This window comes from Micromonospora cathayae, from assembly GCF_028993575.1.
In the GTDB taxonomy this organism is placed as follows: domain Bacteria; phylum Actinomycetota; class Actinomycetes; order Mycobacteriales; family Micromonosporaceae; genus Micromonospora; species Micromonospora cathayae.
Genome location: NZ_CP118615.1, coordinates 5,779,342 through 5,799,637, shown reverse-complemented (window position 1 = coordinate 5,799,637; position 20,296 = coordinate 5,779,342). Strand labels below are relative to the sequence as shown.

The following is a 20,296-nucleotide window of genomic DNA, read 5'->3' as shown; positions in this document are numbered from 1 at the left end:
GGGTTGCTGAGCTTCGAGTCGCGCATAAAGCCGCGAAACGGTGCTTTACGGTCTCACTCTTGCCGTATGGCGGAAGGGTATTGCGATGTCAAACGTCATGGGGCATGCTCCCCCAATCGCTCCGCCCCGCACCTCGCGTCCAGCACCGGCGGAGCCACGAACACCCGGGGCAGCCCGCGCTGCGCACCTGACACCCGAGTACTCGCCGTCGAGCAAGGGGACAACCCGATGAGGCGGAACCACGCCGCGGCCCTGGCCGCGTTCACCACGATCACTCTGCTCGTCGCGGGATGCGGCGAGAGCGCCGACGAATCCTCCGGGAGCGGCGGCGACACCTACACGATCGGTTACATCACCGACGCCACCGGCTCCCAGATCGCCACCGCCGTACCCCGCGTACAGGCCGCCCGGATGGCCGTCGAGGACATCAACGCCAGCGGCTTCCTCGGCGAGGGCAAGACCCTGAAGATGGTCGAGGAGGACGGCAAGGCCGACGCCGCGCCCTCGGTCAGCGCCGCCAACAAGTTCTTCGGCGACCAGAACGTGCTCGCCGTCGCCTGTTGCAGCCTCAGCGGCGTCGCCGGTGCCCTCAAGCCGCTCTTCCAGCAGGCCAAGCTGCCCCTGGTGATCACCACCGCGGTCCTGCCCGGCCTGCCCGAACCGCCCTACATCTACCGGTCGGCGCTGCTCAACGACACCCCCGAGGGCGGCAACGGGCAACTCGCGGCGAAGGCCATCGAGGTGTTCCAGCCCAAGACCGTGGTCATCGTCCGCACCGCCGACAACGACGGCATGCGCGCCGAGTCCGACGTGTGGAAGTCGGTCTTCGACGCCAAGGGCATCCCGGTGACCGTCGTCGACACCGGCAGCAAGGACACCGACTTCAACGGCGTCGCCACCCAGGTGTCCGGCGCGAAACCCGACCTCGTCGTGGACAGCATGCTCGGCGCCACCGCCGCGCCGTTCATCCGCGCGCTACGCGACCGCGGCTACACCGGCCAGATCCTCGGCAACGTGGTGATGGGCACCCAGCAGTACCACGACGTGGCCGGCGACGCGCTCGACGGCCTGGTCTACGCCGCGCCGTTCACCCCGTTGACCGACGACCCGGCCGGCAAGAAGTTCGTCGAGCGGTACACCGCCAAGTACGGCGAGGCACCGATCAACGACGCCGTGCAGGGGTACACCGCCGTCTACCTGATCGCCAACGCGCTCAAGGCGGCCGGCGACAACCCCACCCGGGAGAGCCTCGCCCAGGCGCTGAGCAAGGTCACCTCCTTCGACTCGCTGGTCGGCACCATCACCATGACCAACGGGCAGGCCCAGGGCGACCGGTTCGAGTTCGTGCAGTGGGGCCCGGGCGGCAAGCAGCAGCTCTGGCAGCCGGCCGGGTGAACGGCCGGTGATCGTCTTCGGAGAACAACTCGTCAACGGCATCGCCCTCGGTGCCATCTACGCCATGTTCGGCGTGGGCTTCGGACTCGTCTTCAGCACGATGGGCGTGTTCAACATCGCCTTCGGCATGGTCGCCAGCTGCGGCGCCCTGATCGCCCTCACCACCGTCAAGGCGCAGCCCCTGCCGTTCGTCCTGGTGGTGATGGTCGGGGTCCTCGCGGCCGGCGCGATCGGCGCGCTGGTCGACCAGGTCACCACCCAGCCGCTGCGCAAACGCGGCGGCGGCTTCCTCGGCCCGATCATCACCACCATCGGGGCGCTGGAGATCCTGACCGTGATCGCCTCCCGGGCGACCCAGGGCCAGGTCGACCGGTTCCCGCCGGGCAGCTACCCGGCCGGCCTGGTCCGGATCGGCGAGTTCGCCATCCCGACCATCCAGATCGTCAACATCGCGGTGGCGGCCCTGCTCGTCGTCGGCGTCTACCTGTTCCTCAACCGGGCCCGCTGGGGTTCGGCGATCCGGGCCGTCGGCCACAGCGCCGAGGGGGCGACGCTCAGCGGCGTCGCCTCCCGCTCGGTCTTCATCGCCACCGCGTTCCTGGCCTCGGCGATCTCCGGCCTGGCGGCCGTGCTCGCCGGGGCCGCCACCTCCAACGTGTCCTTCCTGCTCGGGGAGAACCTGCTGCTGAAGGGGTTCGCCGCGGTCATCATCGGTGGCTTCACCGACATCCGCGGTACCGCGCTGGCCGGTCTGGTGCTCGGTCTCGCCGAGGTGCTCGGCGCCCAGTACGTCTCCGGGTCCTTCCGGGACGCCTTCGCGTTCGGGCTGCTCATCCTCTTCCTCTTCGTCCGGCCGCAGGGCATCTTCGGCGGCCAGGAACTGAGGGTGTGACATGTCCAGCCTGCTGACCTCCTACCGCAGCGTGCTCGACTTCGCGATCGTCAACGCGATGTTCGCGCTGAGCACCTTCGTGGCGATGTGGACGGGCGTGCTGAGCCTCGCCTCGGTCACCTTCGCCGCCGTCGCCGGTTTCCTCGGCGCGTACCTCCAGGTGACCGTCGGCCTGCCGGTGACGCTGGTGCTGGTGATCGGCGCGGTGGCCGGCGCGGTCTGCGCCTTCGTGGTGTCGTTCCCGCTGCTCCGGCTGACCAGTCACTGGGTGGCCCTCGCGGCCATCGCCCTGGTGCTGATCACCCGGGTCTTCGTACTCAACCTCGACCCGCTGACCGGCGGGGCCAACGGCCGGGTGGTGCTGCGCCAGACCCCCACCTGGATGCTGCTGGTCGTCCTCGCCTTGACCTGCCTGTTCCTGGCCCGGATCCGGCGGTCCCGGATCGGCATCGCCTGCGAGACCGTCCGGGAGGACGCCGCCGTCGCCGCCACCCTGGGCATCAAACCCGCCCGGGTGCAGCGGTTCGCGATGGTGGTCAGCGGCGCGATCGGCGGCCTGGCCGGCGTGATGATGGCGAACGTGGTGCAGTACATCAACCCGGACACCTACTCCACCACGGTCATGTTCCTGATGCTGGCCGCAGTGGTCCTGGGCGGCGCGTACCACTGGGCGGGCGCGGTGGTCGGGGCCGCCGTGTTCACCCTCATCCCGGAGCTGAGCCGCAGCGTGGCGCCCGCCGTGGTGGACGACATCCTGCGCGGCGTCGTGATCATCATCATCATGATCTTCCTGCCCCGGGGCATCGTCGACCCCGGCCGGAACTGGCGGCTGCCCGGCCGCCGCCGACCCGCCCCCACCCCGGCGACGGAGACGTCATGACCGGCACCCCGCCGCTGCTGTCCGTACGCGGCCTCACCAAACGGTTCGGCGGCGTCACCGCCGTCGACCACCTCGACCTGGACGTGCCGCGCGGCTCCATCGTCGGCCTGATGGGACCCAACGGGGCCGGCAAGACCACCGTGCTCAACATGGTCAGCGGGTTCCTGCGCGCCGACTCCGGGACGGTCACCTTCGACGGCACCGACATCACCGCCAAACCCACCTACGAGGTCGGCCGGCTCGGCATCGCCCGCACCTACCAGAACCTGCGCATGTTCACCGGACTGTCCGTCCTCGACCACGTGCTGGCCGGCCTGCACACCCACCGGAGGTCGACGGCGTTCGGCGCCGCCTTCTTCCTGCCGTCCGAGCGGGCCGAACGGCGACGCAGCGAGGACCAGGCCCGCGCGCTGCTCGCCCGGGTCGGCCTGACCGGCGACCCGACGGTACGCGCCGACGCGCTGCCCTACGGCGAGCAGCGGCGGGTCGAACTCGCCCGGGCCCTGGCCACCGACCCGACCCTGCTGCTGCTGGACGAACCCACCGCCGGCATGAACACCGTCGAGTCCCGCCACCTCGGTGACCTGCTCGTGGAACTGCGCGACGACGGGCTCACCCTGATGCTCATCGAACACAACATCGACCTGGTGCTGCGCTACTGCGAGCAGGCCGCCGTGATGGACTTCGGCAAACTCCTGATCAGCGGCCCACCCGACGAGTGCGTGGCGGACCAGTCCGTCCGCGAGGCATACCTAGGCAGGGCACATGCTCACACTGACGAACATCTCGGCACGCTACGGGAAGATCGAAGCGGTTCGTGACGTCACCCTGGCGGCACCGGCCAGCGGCGTGGTGGCCCTGATCGGGGCGAACGGCGCCGGCAAGTCCACCACCCTGCGCACCATCGCCGGCCTGCACCCGGCCGGTGGGGGCACCATCGTCTTCGACGGCCAGGACATCACCCGCACCGCCCCGCACCGGGTGGTGCGGATGGGGCTGGCCCTGGTGCCGGAGGGCCGGATGGTGGTCGCCCCGCTCACCGTGACCGAGAACCTGCGGCTCAGCGGGTTCGCGCGGCGCGGCCGGGACGAGGAACTGCTCACCTGGGTGTACGAGCTGTTCCCCCGCCTGAAGGAGCGCCGCACCCAGCGGGCCGGTTCGCTCAGCGGCGGGGAACAGCAGATGCTGGCCGTGGGCCGGGCGCTGATGACCAACCCGAAGATGCTGCTGCTCGACGAGCCGTCGATGGGGCTGTCGCCCCGGATGGCCGAGGTGGTCCTCGACGCGGTCGCCACCATCGCCGGGTCGGGCATCGGCACCCTGCTCGTCGAACAGAACGCGCAGGCCGCGCTGGACATCGCCGGTCACGCCTACGTGCTGCGCCGCGGCGAGGTGGTGCTGAGCGGACCGGCCCGGGAGATCATGGACACCGACGAGGTCCGCTCCGCCTACCTCGGCTGACGACCGGCAAGGTCGCCGCAGCACGACGGAAACCGCCCCGCTCGTACCGAGCGGGGCGGTTTCCGTCGTCGGGGCGGATCAGCCCAGCGAGATGACCTGACCACCGGCGTCGAGGCTGTCGTGCACGGCCACCGCCACCCTGGTCGCCTCCAGGCCGTCCGCGCCGGACGGGTACCGCCCCTCCAGCGCGGCCAGCGAACCCCCGTTGGCCAGGAAGTGCACGTTGCGGCCGAACTCGGCGATCGAGTCGATGGCGTACCCCCGGTACCACTCGCCACCGGACGGGTCCTGGTCGGCCTGGAACAGCCCCAGGTTCGGGGTGAACATCCGGGCCGCGTCCTGCCCCCGGTCCGCGCCGACCCCGACGGCGGTCGGCCCGGCCACACACCCCCGGGCACCCCGGTCCTGACTGTCCACGGTCATCCAGCCCTCGCTGCCGACCAGCTTGATGCCCTGGTGCACGAGGGCCTCGCCGCCCTCCGGGAAGTGCCAGGCCAGGTCGAAGGTGAAGCTGGCCCCGGTGTCGTAGACCACCCGGGTCTGGATCGAGTCGTACGTGTCGATCCCGAGGGTGGGCAGCTTCACCTTCGCGCCGGTCGCCGAGACCTGCACGGCCCGACCCCGCACGATCCAGCCGACCAGGTCGAACAGGTGCACCCCGAGGAACCAGGCCGGGTCGGACCGCGCCGCCCAGCTCGACAGCCACTTCGTCGGTACCTCGATCTTGTCCTCGAACCAGGCGTACCCGTACAGCACCTGCCCGACCTGACCGGTGCGGACCCGGCGCTCCAGGTCGAGGTGGTACGGGTCCTTGCGCTTCATGAAGTCCACCTGGAGCAGACAGCCGGCCCGCTCTGCGGCGTCGATCATGTCCAGACAGCCGGCGACCGAGGTGTCCATCGGCTTCTCGGTGAGCACGTGGATGCCCCGCTCCAGGCACGCCACGGCCAGGTCGCGGTGCAGGAAGTCCGGGGTCGCGATGGTCACCGCGTCCGGCCGGCAGGCGTCCAGCATGGTGTCGAGATCGGGATAGCCCTTGATCCCGTACCGTTCCTCGCGCAGCCGGACCAGCTCCGGGTTGGTGTCGGCGAACCCCACCAGGTCGGCCACCCCCTCCCGGGTGAGCTGGAGACCGGCCCGCAGATGCATCTCGCCGAACGTCCCGGCACCGATCACACACAATCGTGGCTTCATGAGCCGCCTCCTAGAACACGCACAACGGGTTGACGGGGGAGCCGGTGCCGCCGGGCAGCCGCAACGGCGCGAGCACGAGCAGGAACTCGGCGCGGCCCTCCTCGCGGACGGCCACGGCGAGCGGTTCGACGTCGACGTTGTCCAGCAGCACCAACCCGCCGCCGGCCTGCCCGACCTGGTGCAGCGGCCACGGACAACCGACCTCGGGGGGCGTCGGCAACTGGTCGAAGCAGTCGCCGCCGTAGACGGCCACGCCCCTGGTGAACAGCCACTCGACCGCGTCGAGGTCCAGCCCGGCGCGTACCGTGACGTCCTCGGGGCCCTCGGCCCGCTCCCGGGCGGCCAGGCCGACCCGGACCAGCAGCGCGTCGCCGGGTCGCACGCGTACCCCGGCGTGCCGTTCGGCCCGCTCCAGCTCGGCCACCCCGACGGTGTCGGTGGGGGACAGCCACGGCCGGCCGGTCGCCGCCGCCACGTCGAGCAGCACCCCCCGGGTCACGATGCCGTCGCGCAGCACGTGGACGGATCCGAACGTCAGGCCGCGTTCGGTGGTGACCGCGTCGGCGGACCGTCCGTTGTAGACGGTTCCGGCGAAGTTGCTGTGCGCCACCGCGTCCAGGTGCGTGACGGTGAACGAGTGCGGGGCGACCGTCAGCTCGTCGGTGACGGTGACGCCGCCGGCGAACCGTTTGAACAGCATCCGGTGCACCACCGGCCGGTAGTTCTTGGCCGACTGCCGGGTGTCCAGGTCGTGCGCGGCGGAGACCACCCGCCCGGTACGTACCAGCGCGGCGGCCCGCGCCACTCGTTCGGGGGTGACGTGGTTGACGGTGCCGCGTTCGTCGGCCGGCCCCCAGGGCGCGGCGGCCCGTAGCCGCTGGTACAGGGCCTCGGCGGGGGTCACCCGAGGCCCAACGCCCGTGTCGCGGCGTTGCGGCCGGCGATCCGGCCGAAGACCAGCGACCGCAGGTACGACGTGGCGCCGACGTACTTGGCCTGGTAGAGCCCGGTCATCTCGCCGGCCGCGTAGAGGCCGGGGATCGGATCACCGGCCTCGGTGACCACCTCGGCCGCCGGGCTGGTGCCGATGCCGCCCATGGTGAAGACGTTGGCGCAGGTCACCGGGAACGCGTAGAACGGGGCGGTGTCGACGCGCTGCGCCCAGTTGGACTTCGCCGGGGTGAGCCCCGGGGCGGTACGCAGCCCGTCGGGGCGCATCGCGTCGAACCGCGCGCCACCGTCCGGTGCCGCCGCGTTGTACGCCGCCACCGTCTCCCGGGCCGCCTCGGGATCGATGCCGAGCTGGGCGGCGAGTTCCCCGATCGTCGCCGCCGAGTACGGCTCGTCGAGCAGGTCCCGGGAGACCGCCTCCCGCCACTGTGGCAGGCCCGCGGTCTTGGCGTCGAAGACCGCGTACGCGATCTGCTCGGGCTGGGCCTGCACGGCCCGGCCCACCTCGTCGTAGAGCAGGTCCATCGTCGTGACGCCCTCGTCCATGAACCGGGCGGCCTTGCGGTTGAGCATGATCGAGTACGGGACGGTCTCCATGATGGCGGCGAAGGTGAGCAGTCCCCGGTCGCCGCCGGCGCTGCGCGGGTCGGCCGGGAGCGGATGGAAGTTGTCCCACCGCCCGGTGCGGCGGGCCCCGGCGGCCAGCGCCATGGTGATGCCCGCCCCGGTGTTGTACGACCCGCCCCGGCAGATGGTGGGCACGACGTAGCCGACGTGCCGGCGCATCATCTCCGGGTTGCCCTCGAACCCGCCGGTGGCGAGGACCACCGCCGTGGCCCGTACCGAGCGGACCTCTCCGTCGGGGCCGCGCAGCGTCATCCCGACCACCGTGCCGTCGTCGTCCCGGACCAGGTCGGTGGCCTCGGTGGCGTACCGGATCTCGACCCCGGCGGCGTGGCTCTGGCCGTCCCGCTCGTAGAACACGCCACTGGTGTGCCGTTCGAGTTCGCGGCGGAGCGCGGTGACGATCTCGGCCCCCTGACCCTCGGGGGAGATCCTCGGGTCGTCGGAGGTGAGGAAGATCCGCGGGGGCCGGAACCGGACGCCCTTGCCGGCCAGCCACTGCAACGCCGCCGGGGCGTCGGCGGCCAGCCGGGCCACGTAGTCGGGGGCGGTCACTCCCACGGCGGCGAACGACTCGACGAACCGGTCGTTGACCCGGGTGGTGTCCGGCATCCGGAACCCTGCCGTACTCCAGAAGCTGTTTCCACCGGCGTGGTCCCGGGGGGCCCGGTCGACGACGAGGACGCTGAGGTCCCCGGTCGCCAGCTCGCGGGCGGTGTCGATGGCGGTCAGCGCCGCGGCCAGCCCGGCGGCCCCGGTACCGGCCACGATGACGTCGTACACCTCGTCCGTAGCGTCCATGGTGCCCCCTCCGCCGCTGCCGACCTGGTCAGGTGACCATAACAGCGTTCCCGCCAGGCACAAAGAGCTTCCATAATATGGAAGAACCCGGAGGTCGGCGTGTGCCGGGCCGACGGCCCGGCCGGGGTCGTTCTGCCGGATCGGCGCCGAGGTGGTCGGTGGTCGTCCGGCTGAGAAACCGATTGCAGGATATGGCCCTCACTCGGTGCCGGTCGCGGCGGCTGACGCCATCCGGGGGCCGGGCCTGCGATGCCGCCCGGATCGGATCGATCAGACGAGGTCACGAGGGGGTAGACGCGGTGCGGGCGGCCGCGTCGCGAAGGGCGTTGACAGCCCGCACGCCCGCCACTATGGTCCGAGAAATCGATTTCAGAGCCTCGGGACCCTAGGGGCGACCGGAATCGCCCCGGGACCGTCCCCCCGATGATGAAGGGCCCCGCCCATGTGCACGATCCGGCAGTTGCCACCCGCCGAGGGGGCAGGACGCCGCAGCACCCGTCGCCGCCCCTCGGCGGCCTGGCCGGCTGGAGCGTGCGGGAGCCCCTCGACGGGACGGACCACGACCACCCGGGCCCGACGCCGACCCCGTTCACCACAGCGCCCGGCCGCCACCCGGCCGGGCCACCCGACCCCTCCGCCGGGCCACCGACGCCGTGAACACCCTGCCGGGGCCGCTCCGGCCGCCTGCCGGCCATCGACTGACATCGCCTGAATCCTCCAGACAGGGAGCCCCTTGACATGACCGAGTCCCTCGGCGGCCTGAGCCGCCGGCACCTCCTGCGGGCCGGGGCGCTGGGCGCCGCCGCCGTCGGCCTCGCCGCCTGCGGCAACTCAGGTTCGGACGGCACCACCACCAGCAGCGGCAAGACCCGGGTACGCCTGATGGGCCTGTTCTTCCTCCAGGACGAACTGGCCGCCGCCCGGCAGATCATCGACGCGTTCAACGCGCAGAGCACGACCATCGAGGTCCAGTACGTCCAGCAGAGCTGGGGCACCATCGACAGCAAGATGACCGTCGCCTTCTCCAGCGGCGACGTGCCGGAGCTGTTCCACTACTACGACGCCGGTCTCATCCCGTGGGGCGAGAACGGCCTGCTCACCGACCTGAAGACGCTGCTGCCGGAGGACAGCTGGAAGAACATCATCCCGGGCACACTGTCATCGTTGACCTCGCCCACCAAGGGCGTGCTGGGCATGCCGTTCGAGACCGAGACACCGCTGATCTACTACAACACCGAACTGTTCACGGCGAACGGCATCCAGCCGGCCACCCTCGACAACCGGTGGACCTGGGACCAACTGCGCGACACGGCCGCCCGGCTCAGCAAGCCGGGTGACGGGATGTACGGGCTGTCGGCGAACTGGCAGGCGGGCGAGATCCTGTTCAAGAACGGCCTGGCCTGGCAGGCCGGCGCGGCACCGATCAAGAAGGACGGCGACACCTTCACGATCGACGCCAACGACCCCGGCACCAGGGCGAGCATCGACTACCTCACCGACCTGTTCAGCAGGAAGATCGCCGACCCGAAGGGCGTCGACGGCGACGTGGTGGCCAACTTCATGACCGGGTCGGCCGCGATGCTGATCCGGGGCGCCTGGGCACGTACGCAGATCCCGACCGTCAAGGGCGCCAAGGTCAAGTGGGCGGCGATGCCGTTCGTCAAGGGCCCGCAGGCGAACCTGGGTTCCGGCGCGGCGCAGACGTTGAGCATCCCGGCGGCGGCCAAGAACAAGGAGGCCGCGGCCGAGTTCCTCAGGTGGTGGAGCAAGCCGGAGAACATCGCGAAGATCAACCAGGCGGCCGGGCAGCTCCCGCCCGACACGGCGGCCCTCGACGTGCTGAGGTCCAGCACCAACGGCAAGGACTACTGGGACGCGGCCATCGCCGAGACGGCCGAACTCCAGGGACAGCCCTACTGCCCGGGCTGGGTGCCGATGCTCGGCAAGGTCTGGAACCCGGCGATGTTCGCCGTGCTCAAGGGCACCTCGACGTACGACAGGTTCGCGCAGGTCGTGAACAAGGACGGTACCGCCGCAGTGCGGGCCGCAGCCGGCAGCTAGGCGTACCGGTGTCCACCGTCCCCGTCCCCACCCAGGCGAAGCCGGAGCGCGCGCCCACGCGCTCCGGCGTCCGCCGGGGTGCCCTGGCGATGCTGATCCCGGTCGTGCTGCTCGCCCTCGTGCTGGGGGTCTATCCGATCGGCCGCGGGATCTGGCTCGGCTTCACCAACGAGCGCACCGGCGGTGTCTACGGCGTCGCCCGGACCCGCTTCGTCGGGCTGGACAACTTCGTCAGCATCTTCGGTGACGCGGCCTTCGTCCAGGGACTGACCCTGATGCTGGTCATCGCCGCCGTCGTGGTCGTCACCACCTACACCCTGGCCTACCTGCAGGCGATGCTGCTCAACCAGGAGTTCCCGTTCCGCCGGGTGGTACGCACGATCGTGCTGCTGCCGATGGCGGTGGCTCCGGTGGTCGTCGGGCAGGTCTTCCGCTACCTGTACGACCCGAGCACCGGCAGCGTCAACGGCCTGCTCACGTCGCTCGGCCTGGTCCGGGAGCCGGAGTTCCTGCCGTCGTCGTCCCTGAAGTGGTTCTGGATCGCCATTCCGGCGGTCTGGATGGCGCTGCCCGTCGCGACGCTGTTCCTGCTCGCCGCGATCCAGAACGTGCCGGACGAGCTGCTGGAAGCGGCCACCCTGGACGGGGCCGGGCCGCTGGGCAGGTTCCGGTACGTGACCTTCCCGGCCACCCGGGGCGCGCTCGCCGCGATCCTGCCGCTGTCGTTCGCGGCGCAGATGCTCGCCTTCGAACTGTTCTTCGCGCTGTTCGGCGGGCAGTTGGGCAGCGTCAGCTCGGCCGGGTTGCTGGTCCCGTCGGTCTACGGCTACTACGACCTCACCCGGGGACTGCCGGGCCGCGCCGCCGCCACCGGCACGGTGATCCTGGCCGTCATCCTGATCGCCTTCCTGGTCTCCCGTTACATCAGCCTTCGTGAGGAGCGGAAAGGATGAGGCACCGGTCCCGTAAGCGCCTGGGCCACCGGCTCGTGATCCTCGTGGGGGTCGTCTTCTTCGTCGGGCTCACGCTGTACCCCCTGGCGTACATGCTGTCGGGGTCGCTCAAGGAGCTCGGGGAGATCTACGGCGGCTTCGCCACCCTGCTGCCCCGCGATCCCACCCTGGACAACTACCGGCAGCTGCTGTTCAACAACACCCTCGACCAGACCAACTTCCTGGTCAACGCGCGCAACAGCGCGACCGTGGCGGCCATGACGATCGCGATGACCATGGCCGTCTCGGTGCCCGCCGCGTACGTGCTGGCCCGGCAGCACAACGCGGTGGTCACGGTGGTCCGGGGCTGGGTGCGCGTCGCGCAGGTCGTCGGTGGGATCGTCGTGATCATCCCGCTCTACCTGATCCTCCGTCAGCTCGACCTCATCGACACCCTCCTCGCCGTGTCCCTGGCGCAGACCATCCCGGCCTCGGCCTTCAGCATCTGGATGCTGGTCGCGTTCATCCGCCAGGTGCCGCACGAGACCGAGGAGGCCGCCCGGATCGACGGTGCCGGTGAGTGGCGCATCCTGCGGCACGTCATCGTCCCGCTCACCCGGCCGGGCATGGTCAGCGTCGTACTGGTCGTCTTCCTGATGTCCTGGAACGACTTCCTCAACCCGCTGATCCTGCTCAGCGACCCCTCGCGCTACACGGTCACCGTCGCGCTGTACACCTTCATCGGGCAGGTCGGTCAGATCTCCTGGGGGCAACTGCTCGGCTTCGGGCTGCTGAGCTGCGTACCGGCCCTGCTCGTGATCATCTTCGCGGAGCGGCACATCGTCCGCGGCCTGCTGGGCGGGGCGGTCAAGTGACGGGCCGGGTAGCGGTCGCCGGCGGGTACGGCACCGGCATCACCATCGCCACCTCCGCCGTTCCCGGGCCGGGCGAGACGCTGCTGGCCGGCGAGGCGCGCATCAGCCCCGGCGGCAAGGGCTCCAACCAGGCCGTCGCCGCGAGCCGCCTGGGCGTCGAGGTCACCCTCTTCACCGCGGTGGGCGACGACTCCTTCGCGGAGCGCGCCTGGCGGCTGTGGGCCGACGAGAAGATCGACACCACGGCGGTACGCACCAAGGCCGGCCCGACGATGCTCGGTGTGATCCTCGTCGACCCCTCGGGCGACAACCGGATCGTGGTGGCGCCCGGGGCACTGGCGGCCCTCGACACCGCCGACGTCGCGCCGTTCGCGGCCCGGCTCGCCGGGGCGGACCTCTGCGTGGTGTCGCTCGAGATCCCCGCCGAGGTGGCGGCCGCGGTGCTGGCGGCGGCCCACGCGGCCGGGGTGCGGACGCTGCTGAACCCGGCCCCGCCGGCCCCGCTGCCGGCGGAGGTCCTGCGGCGGGTGTCGATCCTGACACCCAACCGGCCGGAGGCGTGCGCGCTGACCGGCAGCCCCGCCGACACCCCCGCCGGGGTGCTCGCCGACCGGCTGCGGGACCGGTGCGACGGCACCATCGTGATCACCCTCGGCCCGGAGGGGGCGCTCGTGGACGACGGGACCGAACGGTACCGGGTGCCGGCCCCCGCCCCGGTCCGGGTCCGGGACACCACCGGCGCGGGGGACGCCTTCACCGGGGCGCTCGCGGCGGCGGTGGCGTCCGGCGTACCGGTCCGGGAGGCGGTGCGGCTCGCCGTCTCGGCGGGCACCTTCAGCGTGGCCACGGCCGAGGTCGTCCCGTCGCTCGCCCACCGCGCCGACCTGCCGCTGGCCCGACTGCTGGAGGGAACCGGATGATCCCCGACCTGCCACCGATGCCCTCGGATCCCGCCGACCGGGAACGCTGGCACCGGGACCTGCGCGCCTGGCGCGCGGACGCCCGGCGAGCGGTCGGCTACGACGGTGCCCGCTACACCAGCCCCGCCCTCGCCTGGGCCGCCCGGTCCTTCGTCTGCGGCGTCGTCATGCTCTGGGACGAGGACTTCTACGACGCCGCCACCGGGCGGTTCACCGTCGAGGAGTACCTCGCCACGGCACGCGCCGAGTTCGGCGGCTTCGACGCGGTCGTGCTCTGGCACGCGTACCCGCGCATCGGCGTCGACGACCGCAACCAGTTCGACTTCTACCGGCAGGTGCCCGGTGGGCTGGCGGGTCTCCGGTCGGTGGTGGACCGGTGCCGGGCACTCGGGGTGCGGGTGATCCTCGACTACAACCCGTGGGACACCGGTACCCGCGCCGAGCCGGCCGGCGAGCTGGACGCGCTGGCCGAGCTGGTCCGCGAGGTCGGCGCGGACGGGGTCTTCCTGGACACGCTGGGCGAGGCGGCGACGGGGCTGCGGGAACGGCTGGGTGACGCGGTGGTGTTGCAGTCGGAGCACGTGGTGCCGCTGGAGCGGGTGTTCGACCACCAGATCTCGTGGGTGCAGTGGCCGCCGGAGACACCCGGGCCGCACCTGCTCCGCAACAAGTGGTTCGAGCCGCGCCAGATGCAGCACCTGGTACGCCGCTGGCACCGCGACCACACCGGCGAGCTGCATCTGGCCTGGCTCAACGGCGCGGGTGTCGTGGTGTGGGAGAACGTCTTCGGCTCGTGGAATCCGTGGCGGGAGACGGACCGGGCGATGCTGCGCGCGATGCGTACGGTCTGGCGCGGCTGGGGCCGGCTGTTCGCCACGGGGGAGTGGACGCCGTTCGTGGCGACCGCCCGGGACGGCGTGTACGCCAGCCGCTGGCAGGCACCGGGTGTCCGGCTCTGGACGATCGTGAACGCCACCGACGAGGCGGTCCACGGAACGCTGGTTCCCGAGCGGCTGGCCGATGGCGAACACGGCGTCGAGCTGCTGACCGGGGCGCCCTGGCCGGACGGGATGCTCGCCGGCACGATCCCGGCCCGGGGCATCGCCGCCTTCCTCGCCGGGTCGGCCCCCGACGCCGGGGACCGGGTGCGTTTCCCCGGTGTCGAACGGGATCTCGACGTGCGCTACCGGCTGCGCGAGTCGGGCACCTACGGTCCGGCGCCGCTGGTCGACGTGGCCTTTCCCGAGCTGCACCAGGTCGTCACGGAGACCCGGCGGGTGAGCCTGACGGCGTACGCCATCGACGCCGCGCCGGTGACCAACGACCAGTACCGGCGTTTCCTCGACGCCTCCGGTTACCGACCGGCCTCGCCGGAGAACTTCCTGCGGCACTGGCCGTCGCTGGACGGTCCGGCGCCGGAGCAGGGCCCCGAACCGGTGGTCCACGTGGACCCGGAGGACGCCGCCGCCTACGCCGCGTTCCACGGCGCCCGGCTGCCGACCGAGGCCGAGTGGCAGCACGCCCTGGAGTCGGGGCGGGCCGGTCACGGCCGGGTACGGGTCTGGGAGTGGACCGGCGACCACTCCTCGGACGGACACACCCGCTCCTGCGTCATCAAGGGCGGTGCCGACTTCGAGGCCGAGGGCTCGGAGTGGTACGCCGACGGCGGCCTCCGGCCACCGCAGTGGACGACCAAGTTCGTGCTCTCCTGGCCCGCCCTCGACCGGTGCGCGACGGTCGGATTCCGTTGCGCCGTAGACCTTCCCGGAGAATCACCATGACCACAGACCTGGCCCCTTACATCCAGCACACACTGATCGACATCGGCACCGACGCCGAGGAGATGGCCCGCCACTGGGGGCAGGCCGTCGAGTACGGCTTCGACGCGGCGATGGTCGCGGCGATCTGGGTGCCGGACGCCCGCGCCGCCCTCGCCGGGACCGGCGTGAAGGTGGCGTCGGCGCTGGACTTCCCCTTCGGGGCGACGACGACCGAGGGGAAGGTTGCCGAGGCGCGTGCCCTGGCGCGGGCCGGCGTCGACGAGATCGACATCGGGGTGCACATCGGCTATCTGCGCAGTGGCCGGTACCGGGAGTACCGCGACGACATCGCCGCCGTGGTCCGCGCCGTGGACGTGCCGATCAAGGTGATGCTGGAGCTGCCCCGGCTGTCGGAGCGGGAGCGGGACGTCGCGGTGGACCTGGCCGTCGAGGCCGGGGTCGCCTGGGTCAAGAACGCCAGCAGCGGTGCGGCGGGCGTGGCGACACCGGCCGACATCGCGTACCTGCGTGCCCGGGTGCCCGCCGGGATCAGGGTGAAGGCGTCGGGGGGCATCACCAGCGCCGGTCAGGTACGTGAACTGCTGGACGCGGGCGCCGACCTGGTCGGTACCAGCGCGGGGCTGTCGATCATCGGGGTCGAGAGCCGACCGGGGGTGTCGTATTGACCGGGCGGGGGCCGGGCTCGGCGGGTTCCGCTGCCCGGCCGGGTTGCTAGAGTTACCCGGTCATGGCCACCATCTACGAGGTAGCGGCGCTCGCGAAGGTCTCTCCGGCGACGGTCTCGCGGGTCTTCAACGGACTCGCGGTGTCGGAGGACAAGTCCGCCCGGGTCCGCGAGGCGGCGGCCAAGCTGAAGTTCACCCCGAACAAGACGGCCCGGCGGTTGCGCAGGCAGATCTCCGAGGTCATCGCCCTGCTCATTCCGGACATCGAGAACCCGTTCTTCACGGCCCTCGCCCGGGGGGTGGAGGACCGCGCGCAACAGGCCGGGTTCTCGGTGGTGCTGTGCAACACCGACGACGACCCGGCCAAGGAACGCAAGTACCTGCAGATCGCGGCGTCGGAGCACATGGCGGGGGTCATCCTGTCGCCCACCTCGGACGAGGTGGACCTGGGCGCGATCGCGCAGCTCGGCCGGCCGGTGGTCGCGGTGGACCGGACGACGCCCTATCCGGTCGACGCCGTGAAGATCGACAACTTCGCGGCGGGGGAGACCGCCACGACCGCCATGTTCGACCGGGGGTACCGCCGGGTGGCCTGCGTCGCCGGCCCGGTCGGCATCGAGGCCACCGAGGACCGCCTGCTCGGTTGGCGGCACGTGGTGGCCGCCCGGGGCGGTGACACCGACCCTGACCTGTTGCGGCACGCGAACTTCCGGGTGGACGGCGGCCGGGCGGCGATGCAGGCGCTGCTGCGGCTGGACCGGCGGCCCGAGGCGATCGTGGCGACCAACAACCTGATGGCGGTGGGCGCGTTGCAGGTGCTCGCCGAGGAGGGCATCTCCACCGAGGGCTTCGGCGTCGCCGTCGTGGGTGACCTGCCGTTCACCACCCTGGCGCCGGCCGCGGTGGCGCAGGTCCCGTTGCCCGCGCGGCACCTGGGCGGGACGGCCATGTCGATGCTCATCGAGCGCATCGCGGACGACCGGCAGCCGATCCGCACCGTGGTGCTGCGGGCCGGGCTTCAGCCGGTCCCTACGCCGCGCGTGTAATCGATATCACCGCTGCCGGGCAGTAGTTGGCCAGGTCTCCCGTCGGGAGCTGCCGACATCTTGACGAAATCGATTTCAGAGACTTGACTGGGCGAGCATCAGCCCGGTTGACCCAGCGGAGGAACCGTTTCCCGTGACTGCCAACCCCCTCGACCCGATCACCGGACCCGACCGGAGTTGGTGGTCCACCTCGCGCCGTCGGATCTTCTACGACGCGCACACCCCAGACTGGACCGACGAGCACCAGCGCGGCGCGGTGCCGGTGGCGTACCCCGTACTGAGCGAGACCGACCCGGACCGCGACCTGGAGCTGATCGCCCGGTCCGGCGCCGACTCGGTGGTGCTCTTCGCCAAGTGCCAGTACGGCAACGCCTACTACCCGACCCGGATCGGCCGCCAGCACGGGGCACTCGCCGGCCGGGACCTCTTCGGCGCGCAGCTGCGCGCGGCACACCGCCACGGGCTACGCGTCATCGCCTACTACTCGAACATGTGGGACGTGACCGCCGCGGGCGAACACCCGGAGTGGAACCTGCGGCCCCTGCCCGCCCGGGGCGCCACCGGCCGCTGGCCCGCCCTCTGCCTGCGCAGCGGCTACCGCCGGCACGCCCTCGACCAGGTCCGCGAGATCGCCCGCGGCTACCCGGTCGACGGACTGTGGAGCGACATCCTGACCGCCGGCCCGTGCGTCTGCCCACGCTGCGAGGCCGCCTTCCGGTCGGCGTACGGGCGGGACATGCCGATGGACCGCGCCGACGAGGGATGGCTCGACCTCGTGCGCTTCTCCCAGGACACCCTGCGGACCTACCTGGCCGAGCAGCGGGAGGTGCTGCGCGCCGAACGACCGGACGCCGCCCTCGTGCCCAACTTCTACGCGACGACCTTCGTCGACGCGGTCATCGGCCTCACCGCCGACCACCTCGCGCTGGCCGACATCGGATCCAGCGAGGGCTACACCGACTGGCACGGCCTCGGCTTCCCCAGCTTCGCGGCCCGCTACGTCCGCGCCGCCGTCGCCGACCGCCCGGCCGAGGTCCTGGTCAGCCGCTTCGTCCACACCTGGGATTTCACCCTGCGCTCCGTCGCCCAACTGCGCTTCGAGGCGTTCACCGTCGCCGCGCACGGCCTCACCGTCACCGTCGACGACCAACCCGCCCCCAGCGGAGCGCCACAGGCCGAGGTCTACCAGCGGCTCGCGCCGGTGTTCGCGCGGATCGCCGAGCGGACACCCTGGCTGCACGACACCACCCCGTACCCCTACGCGGCGCTGTGGACCGGCCAGGCGGCCCGCGAACTCGACAGCCTCCTCGGCACCACCGAGAGCCCCAGCGTGGGAGAACAGTCCGCGCAGTTCCCGCCCGGCGACCGGCGACCCGGCCCCAGCGACCTCGCCGCCGCCGTCGCCGGAACCTACCGGGCGCTGGTCGAGTCGCACCTGCCCGTGGCGTTCCTGGACGAGCGGCCGGAACGGCTGGCGGGACTCGGCGCGTACCGGGTGCTGGTGCTGGCCGACGTCCTGTCGCTGGGCGCCGCCGAGGTGGCCGCCATCGACGGGTTCGTCCGCGCCGGAGGCGGGCTCGTCGTCACCGGTCCCGTCGGCGTACGCGACGGGCACGGCCGGGAACGGGCCACCTCCGCGCTCGCCGGACTGCTCGGGGTCGACTTCGGCCGACCGGGCGACATGTCCTACCCCTACCTGCGGCTGGCCGACCCCGAACTCGGCGACCAGCCGCTCGTGCCGCACTACGGCCCGATCGCGGAACTGACCGGCCTCCGCGCCGGCGCGCGGGTGCTCGCCTGGCGCACCGACCCCGTGCTGGAGACCGACAAGACCACGTTCTGGCACAACAACCTCCCCGGCCCCGGCGCGCACACCGACCTCCCGGTGATCATCGAACGTCAGGTCGGCGCCGGGCGGGTCGTCGTCTCCGCCGCGCGGCTGGGCAACAACCATGCCCGGCTCGGGCACTGGACGTACCGCCGGATGCTCGACGTGCTGGTCCGCCGGGTCGGCGGCGAGCCGCCGGTGACCGTCGACGGCGGGCACCGGGCCACCGAGCTGGTGCTCGCCCGGCGCGGCCGGGAACTGATCGTGCACCTGGTGACGGGCGCACCGGTGACCCGCCTGGACCTGCCCGGCGCGCAGCAACCCGCGGCGATCGAGGACGTGGCATCGGTGGCCGCGCTCGATCTGCGGCTGCCGCCGGACACGGTCTCGGCGGTACGGGTGGTGGGCGGGCGGACCGTGCCGCTGCCGGTGCGGGCCGGCGGCACGGTACGCCTGCGTGACCTGGACGACTGGGAGACCGTCGTGGTGCGGCGCGGGCCGGCGTCATGAGCCTCTTCCTGGGCGTGGACATCGGCACCTCGAGCAGCAAGGGCGTCCTCGTCGACGCCGACGGCCGGGTGCTCGCCACCGCGGTACGCCCGCACGACGTGGACCGGCCGTTCCCGGGGCACGTCGAGATGGACGGTGAGCTGTGGTGGGACGAGTTCGTCTCGATCGCCACCGAGCTGACCGACGGACGACAGGTCACCGCGGTCGGCGTCAGCGGCATGGGGCCGTGCGTGCTGCTGACCGACGGGGCGGGGCGGCCACTGCGCCCCGCGATCCTCTACGGCGTCGACACCCGGGCCACCGCGCAGATCGCCGCGCTGACCGACACCCTCGGCGGTGCCGAACGGATCCGGGCCCGCTGCGGGTCGGCGCTGTCCACGCAGGCGGTGGGACCGAAACTCGCCTGGATCGCCGAGCACGAGCCGGCGGTGTGGGCGCGGGCCCGCCGGCTGTTCATGCCCGCCTCGTGGCTGGCGTACCGGCTGACCGGCGGGTACGTGCTGGACCACCACTCCGCGAGCCAGTGCACGCCGCTGTTCGACACCCACGACCTGAGCTGGTACGCCCCGTGGGCCGACCGGCTCGCCCCCGACCTGGAACTGCCCCGCCTGGGATGGCCCGCCGACATCGCCGGCACCACCACCCGGGCCGTCGCCGGGATCCCCGCCGGCACGCCGGTCGTCACCGGCACCATCGACGCGTGGGCCGAGGCGGTCAGCGCCGACGCGCAGAACCCCGGCGACCTCATGCTCATGTACGGCACCACGATGTTCCTCGTCGCCACCACCGACCACCCGACCACCGCACCGGCCATGTGGGGGACCGTCGGCGCCTTCCCCGGCACCCGGAACCTCGCCGGGGGAATGGCCACCTCGGGCGCGATCACCGGCTGGCTGCGGGAGCTGTCCGGCAGCCCCTCCTACGAGTCGCTGCTCGCGGCGGCGGCCGCCTCCGGCCCCGGTGCGCGGGGACTGCTGGTGCTGCCGTATTTCGCCGGTGAGCGCACCCCGATCATGGATCCCGACGCCCGTGGCGTCGTCGCCGGGCTGACCCTCGACCACACGCCCGGCGACCTCTACCGGGCCGTGCTGGAGGCGACGGCGCTGGGCGTACGGCACAACGTCGACGTCCTGCGCGCGGCCGGGGTGGAGATCCGCCGGGTCGTCGCCGTCGGCGGCGGTACCCGGGGCGGCCTGTGGACGCAGATCGTCAGCGACGTCACCGGACTGGCCCAGGTGGTGCCGACCGTCACCATCGGGGCCAGCTACGGTGCCGCCTACCTGGCGGCGTACGCGCTCACCGGGGCGTCGATCACGAGGTGGAACCCGCCGTCGACGGTGGTCGAGCCCGACCCGCTGGTACGCGCGGACCACGACGAGCTCTACCGGCTCTACCGCGACCTGTATCCGGCCACCCGACCGGTCGCCCACGCCCTCGCCCGCCGGCAGCGGCGACGGGCATCCCCCGCATCCTGACATCC

General features: G+C 72.0%; 17 protein-coding genes. 14 read left to right on the top strand and 3 right to left on the bottom strand.

The window, feature by feature from the left end:
- Positions 1–228: 228 nt before the first annotated feature.
- From PVK37_RS25515 to PVK37_RS25495, 5 genes are read left to right on the top strand one after another with little or no spacing between them, the layout of a single operon-like run.
- Positions 229–1,395, top strand: a complete 1,167-nt coding sequence (locus tag PVK37_RS25515; protein ID WP_275030350.1) for an ABC transporter substrate-binding protein — start codon at positions 229–231, stop codon at positions 1,393–1,395.
- A 7-nt stretch (positions 1,396–1,402) separates the two neighbouring features.
- The gene (locus tag PVK37_RS25510; protein WP_275030349.1) at positions 1,403–2,287 is read left to right on the top strand and encodes a branched-chain amino acid ABC transporter permease; all 885 of its coding nucleotides are present in this window, start codon (positions 1,403–1,405) and stop codon (positions 2,285–2,287) included.
- Between the two features lies 1 nt (position 2,288).
- Entirely contained in the window at positions 2,289–3,167 is an 879-nt protein-coding gene (locus PVK37_RS25505; protein WP_275030348.1) for a branched-chain amino acid ABC transporter permease, read from the top strand.
- Positions 3,164–3,988, top strand: a complete 825-nt coding sequence (locus PVK37_RS25500) for an ABC transporter ATP-binding protein (protein WP_275030347.1) — start codon at positions 3,164–3,166, stop codon at positions 3,986–3,988. The genes PVK37_RS25505 and PVK37_RS25500 overlap by 4 nt, the downstream gene beginning before the upstream one ends.
- Complete coding sequence (locus PVK37_RS25495) at positions 3,933–4,628, top strand: ABC transporter ATP-binding protein (protein WP_275030346.1); 696 nt, start codon at positions 3,933–3,935, stop codon at positions 4,626–4,628. Before PVK37_RS25500 ends, PVK37_RS25495 begins: the two co-directional genes overlap by 56 nt.
- A gap of 78 nt (positions 4,629–4,706) precedes the next feature.
- Here the strand turns inward: PVK37_RS25495 and PVK37_RS25490 are convergent, their stop codons facing one another.
- Genes PVK37_RS25490 through PVK37_RS25480 form a run of 3 tightly spaced genes read right to left on the bottom strand, consistent with a single transcriptional unit; the run spans position 4,707 to position 8,198 of the window.
- Complete coding sequence (locus PVK37_RS25490; RefSeq protein WP_275030345.1) at positions 4,707–5,822, bottom strand: Gfo/Idh/MocA family protein; 1,116 nt, start codon at positions 5,820–5,822, stop codon at positions 4,707–4,709.
- A 10-nt stretch (positions 5,823–5,832) separates the two neighbouring features.
- Complete coding sequence (locus PVK37_RS25485) at positions 5,833–6,726, bottom strand: cyclase family protein (RefSeq protein WP_275030344.1); 894 nt, start codon at positions 6,724–6,726, stop codon at positions 5,833–5,835.
- Entirely contained in the window at positions 6,723–8,198 is a 1,476-nt protein-coding gene (locus PVK37_RS25480) for an FAD-dependent oxidoreductase (protein WP_275030343.1), read from the bottom strand. The genes PVK37_RS25485 and PVK37_RS25480 overlap by 4 nt, the downstream gene beginning before the upstream one ends.
- Positions 8,199–8,936: 738 nt before the next feature.
- Here PVK37_RS25480 and PVK37_RS25475 point away from each other — a divergent pair.
- The 9 genes from PVK37_RS25475 (at position 8,937) to PVK37_RS25435 (ending at position 20,291) form a co-directional block, all read left to right on the top strand.
- Positions 8,937–10,259, top strand: a complete 1,323-nt coding sequence (locus tag PVK37_RS25475) for an ABC transporter substrate-binding protein (protein WP_275030342.1) — start codon at positions 8,937–8,939, stop codon at positions 10,257–10,259.
- A gap of 8 nt (positions 10,260–10,267) precedes the next feature.
- Positions 10,268–11,212, top strand: a complete 945-nt coding sequence (locus PVK37_RS25470; RefSeq protein WP_275030341.1) for a carbohydrate ABC transporter permease — start codon at positions 10,268–10,270, stop codon at positions 11,210–11,212.
- A complete protein-coding gene (locus PVK37_RS25465) occupies positions 11,209–12,066 on the top strand; it encodes a carbohydrate ABC transporter permease (protein WP_275030340.1) in 858 nt (285 codons plus the stop codon). Before PVK37_RS25470 ends, PVK37_RS25465 begins: the two co-directional genes overlap by 4 nt.
- Positions 12,063–12,986 (top strand): ribokinase, encoded by a 924-nt coding sequence (locus tag PVK37_RS25460; protein WP_275030339.1) that lies wholly within the window; start codon positions 12,063–12,065, stop codon positions 12,984–12,986. Before PVK37_RS25465 ends, PVK37_RS25460 begins: the two co-directional genes overlap by 4 nt.
- Entirely contained in the window at positions 12,983–14,767 is a 1,785-nt protein-coding gene (locus tag PVK37_RS25455; protein WP_275030338.1) for an SUMF1/EgtB/PvdO family nonheme iron enzyme, read from the top strand. Before PVK37_RS25460 ends, PVK37_RS25455 begins: the two co-directional genes overlap by 4 nt.
- Positions 14,764–15,432, top strand: a complete 669-nt coding sequence (gene deoC, locus PVK37_RS25450) for a deoxyribose-phosphate aldolase (protein ID WP_275030337.1) — start codon at positions 14,764–14,766, stop codon at positions 15,430–15,432. The genes PVK37_RS25455 and deoC overlap by 4 nt, the downstream gene beginning before the upstream one ends.
- 62 nt (positions 15,433–15,494) lie before the next feature.
- Complete coding sequence (locus PVK37_RS25445) at positions 15,495–16,478, top strand: LacI family DNA-binding transcriptional regulator (RefSeq protein ID WP_275030336.1); 984 nt, start codon at positions 15,495–15,497, stop codon at positions 16,476–16,478.
- A 133-nt stretch (positions 16,479–16,611) separates the two neighbouring features.
- On the top strand, positions 16,612–18,816 hold the full coding sequence (locus PVK37_RS25440) for an alpha-amylase family protein (protein ID WP_275030335.1): 2,205 nt from the start codon (positions 16,612–16,614) through the stop codon (positions 18,814–18,816).
- The gene (locus PVK37_RS25435; protein ID WP_275030334.1) at positions 18,813–20,291 is read left to right on the top strand and encodes an FGGY-family carbohydrate kinase; all 1,479 of its coding nucleotides are present in this window, start codon (positions 18,813–18,815) and stop codon (positions 20,289–20,291) included. Before PVK37_RS25440 ends, PVK37_RS25435 begins: the two co-directional genes overlap by 4 nt.
- Positions 20,292–20,296 lie beyond the last annotated feature (5 nt).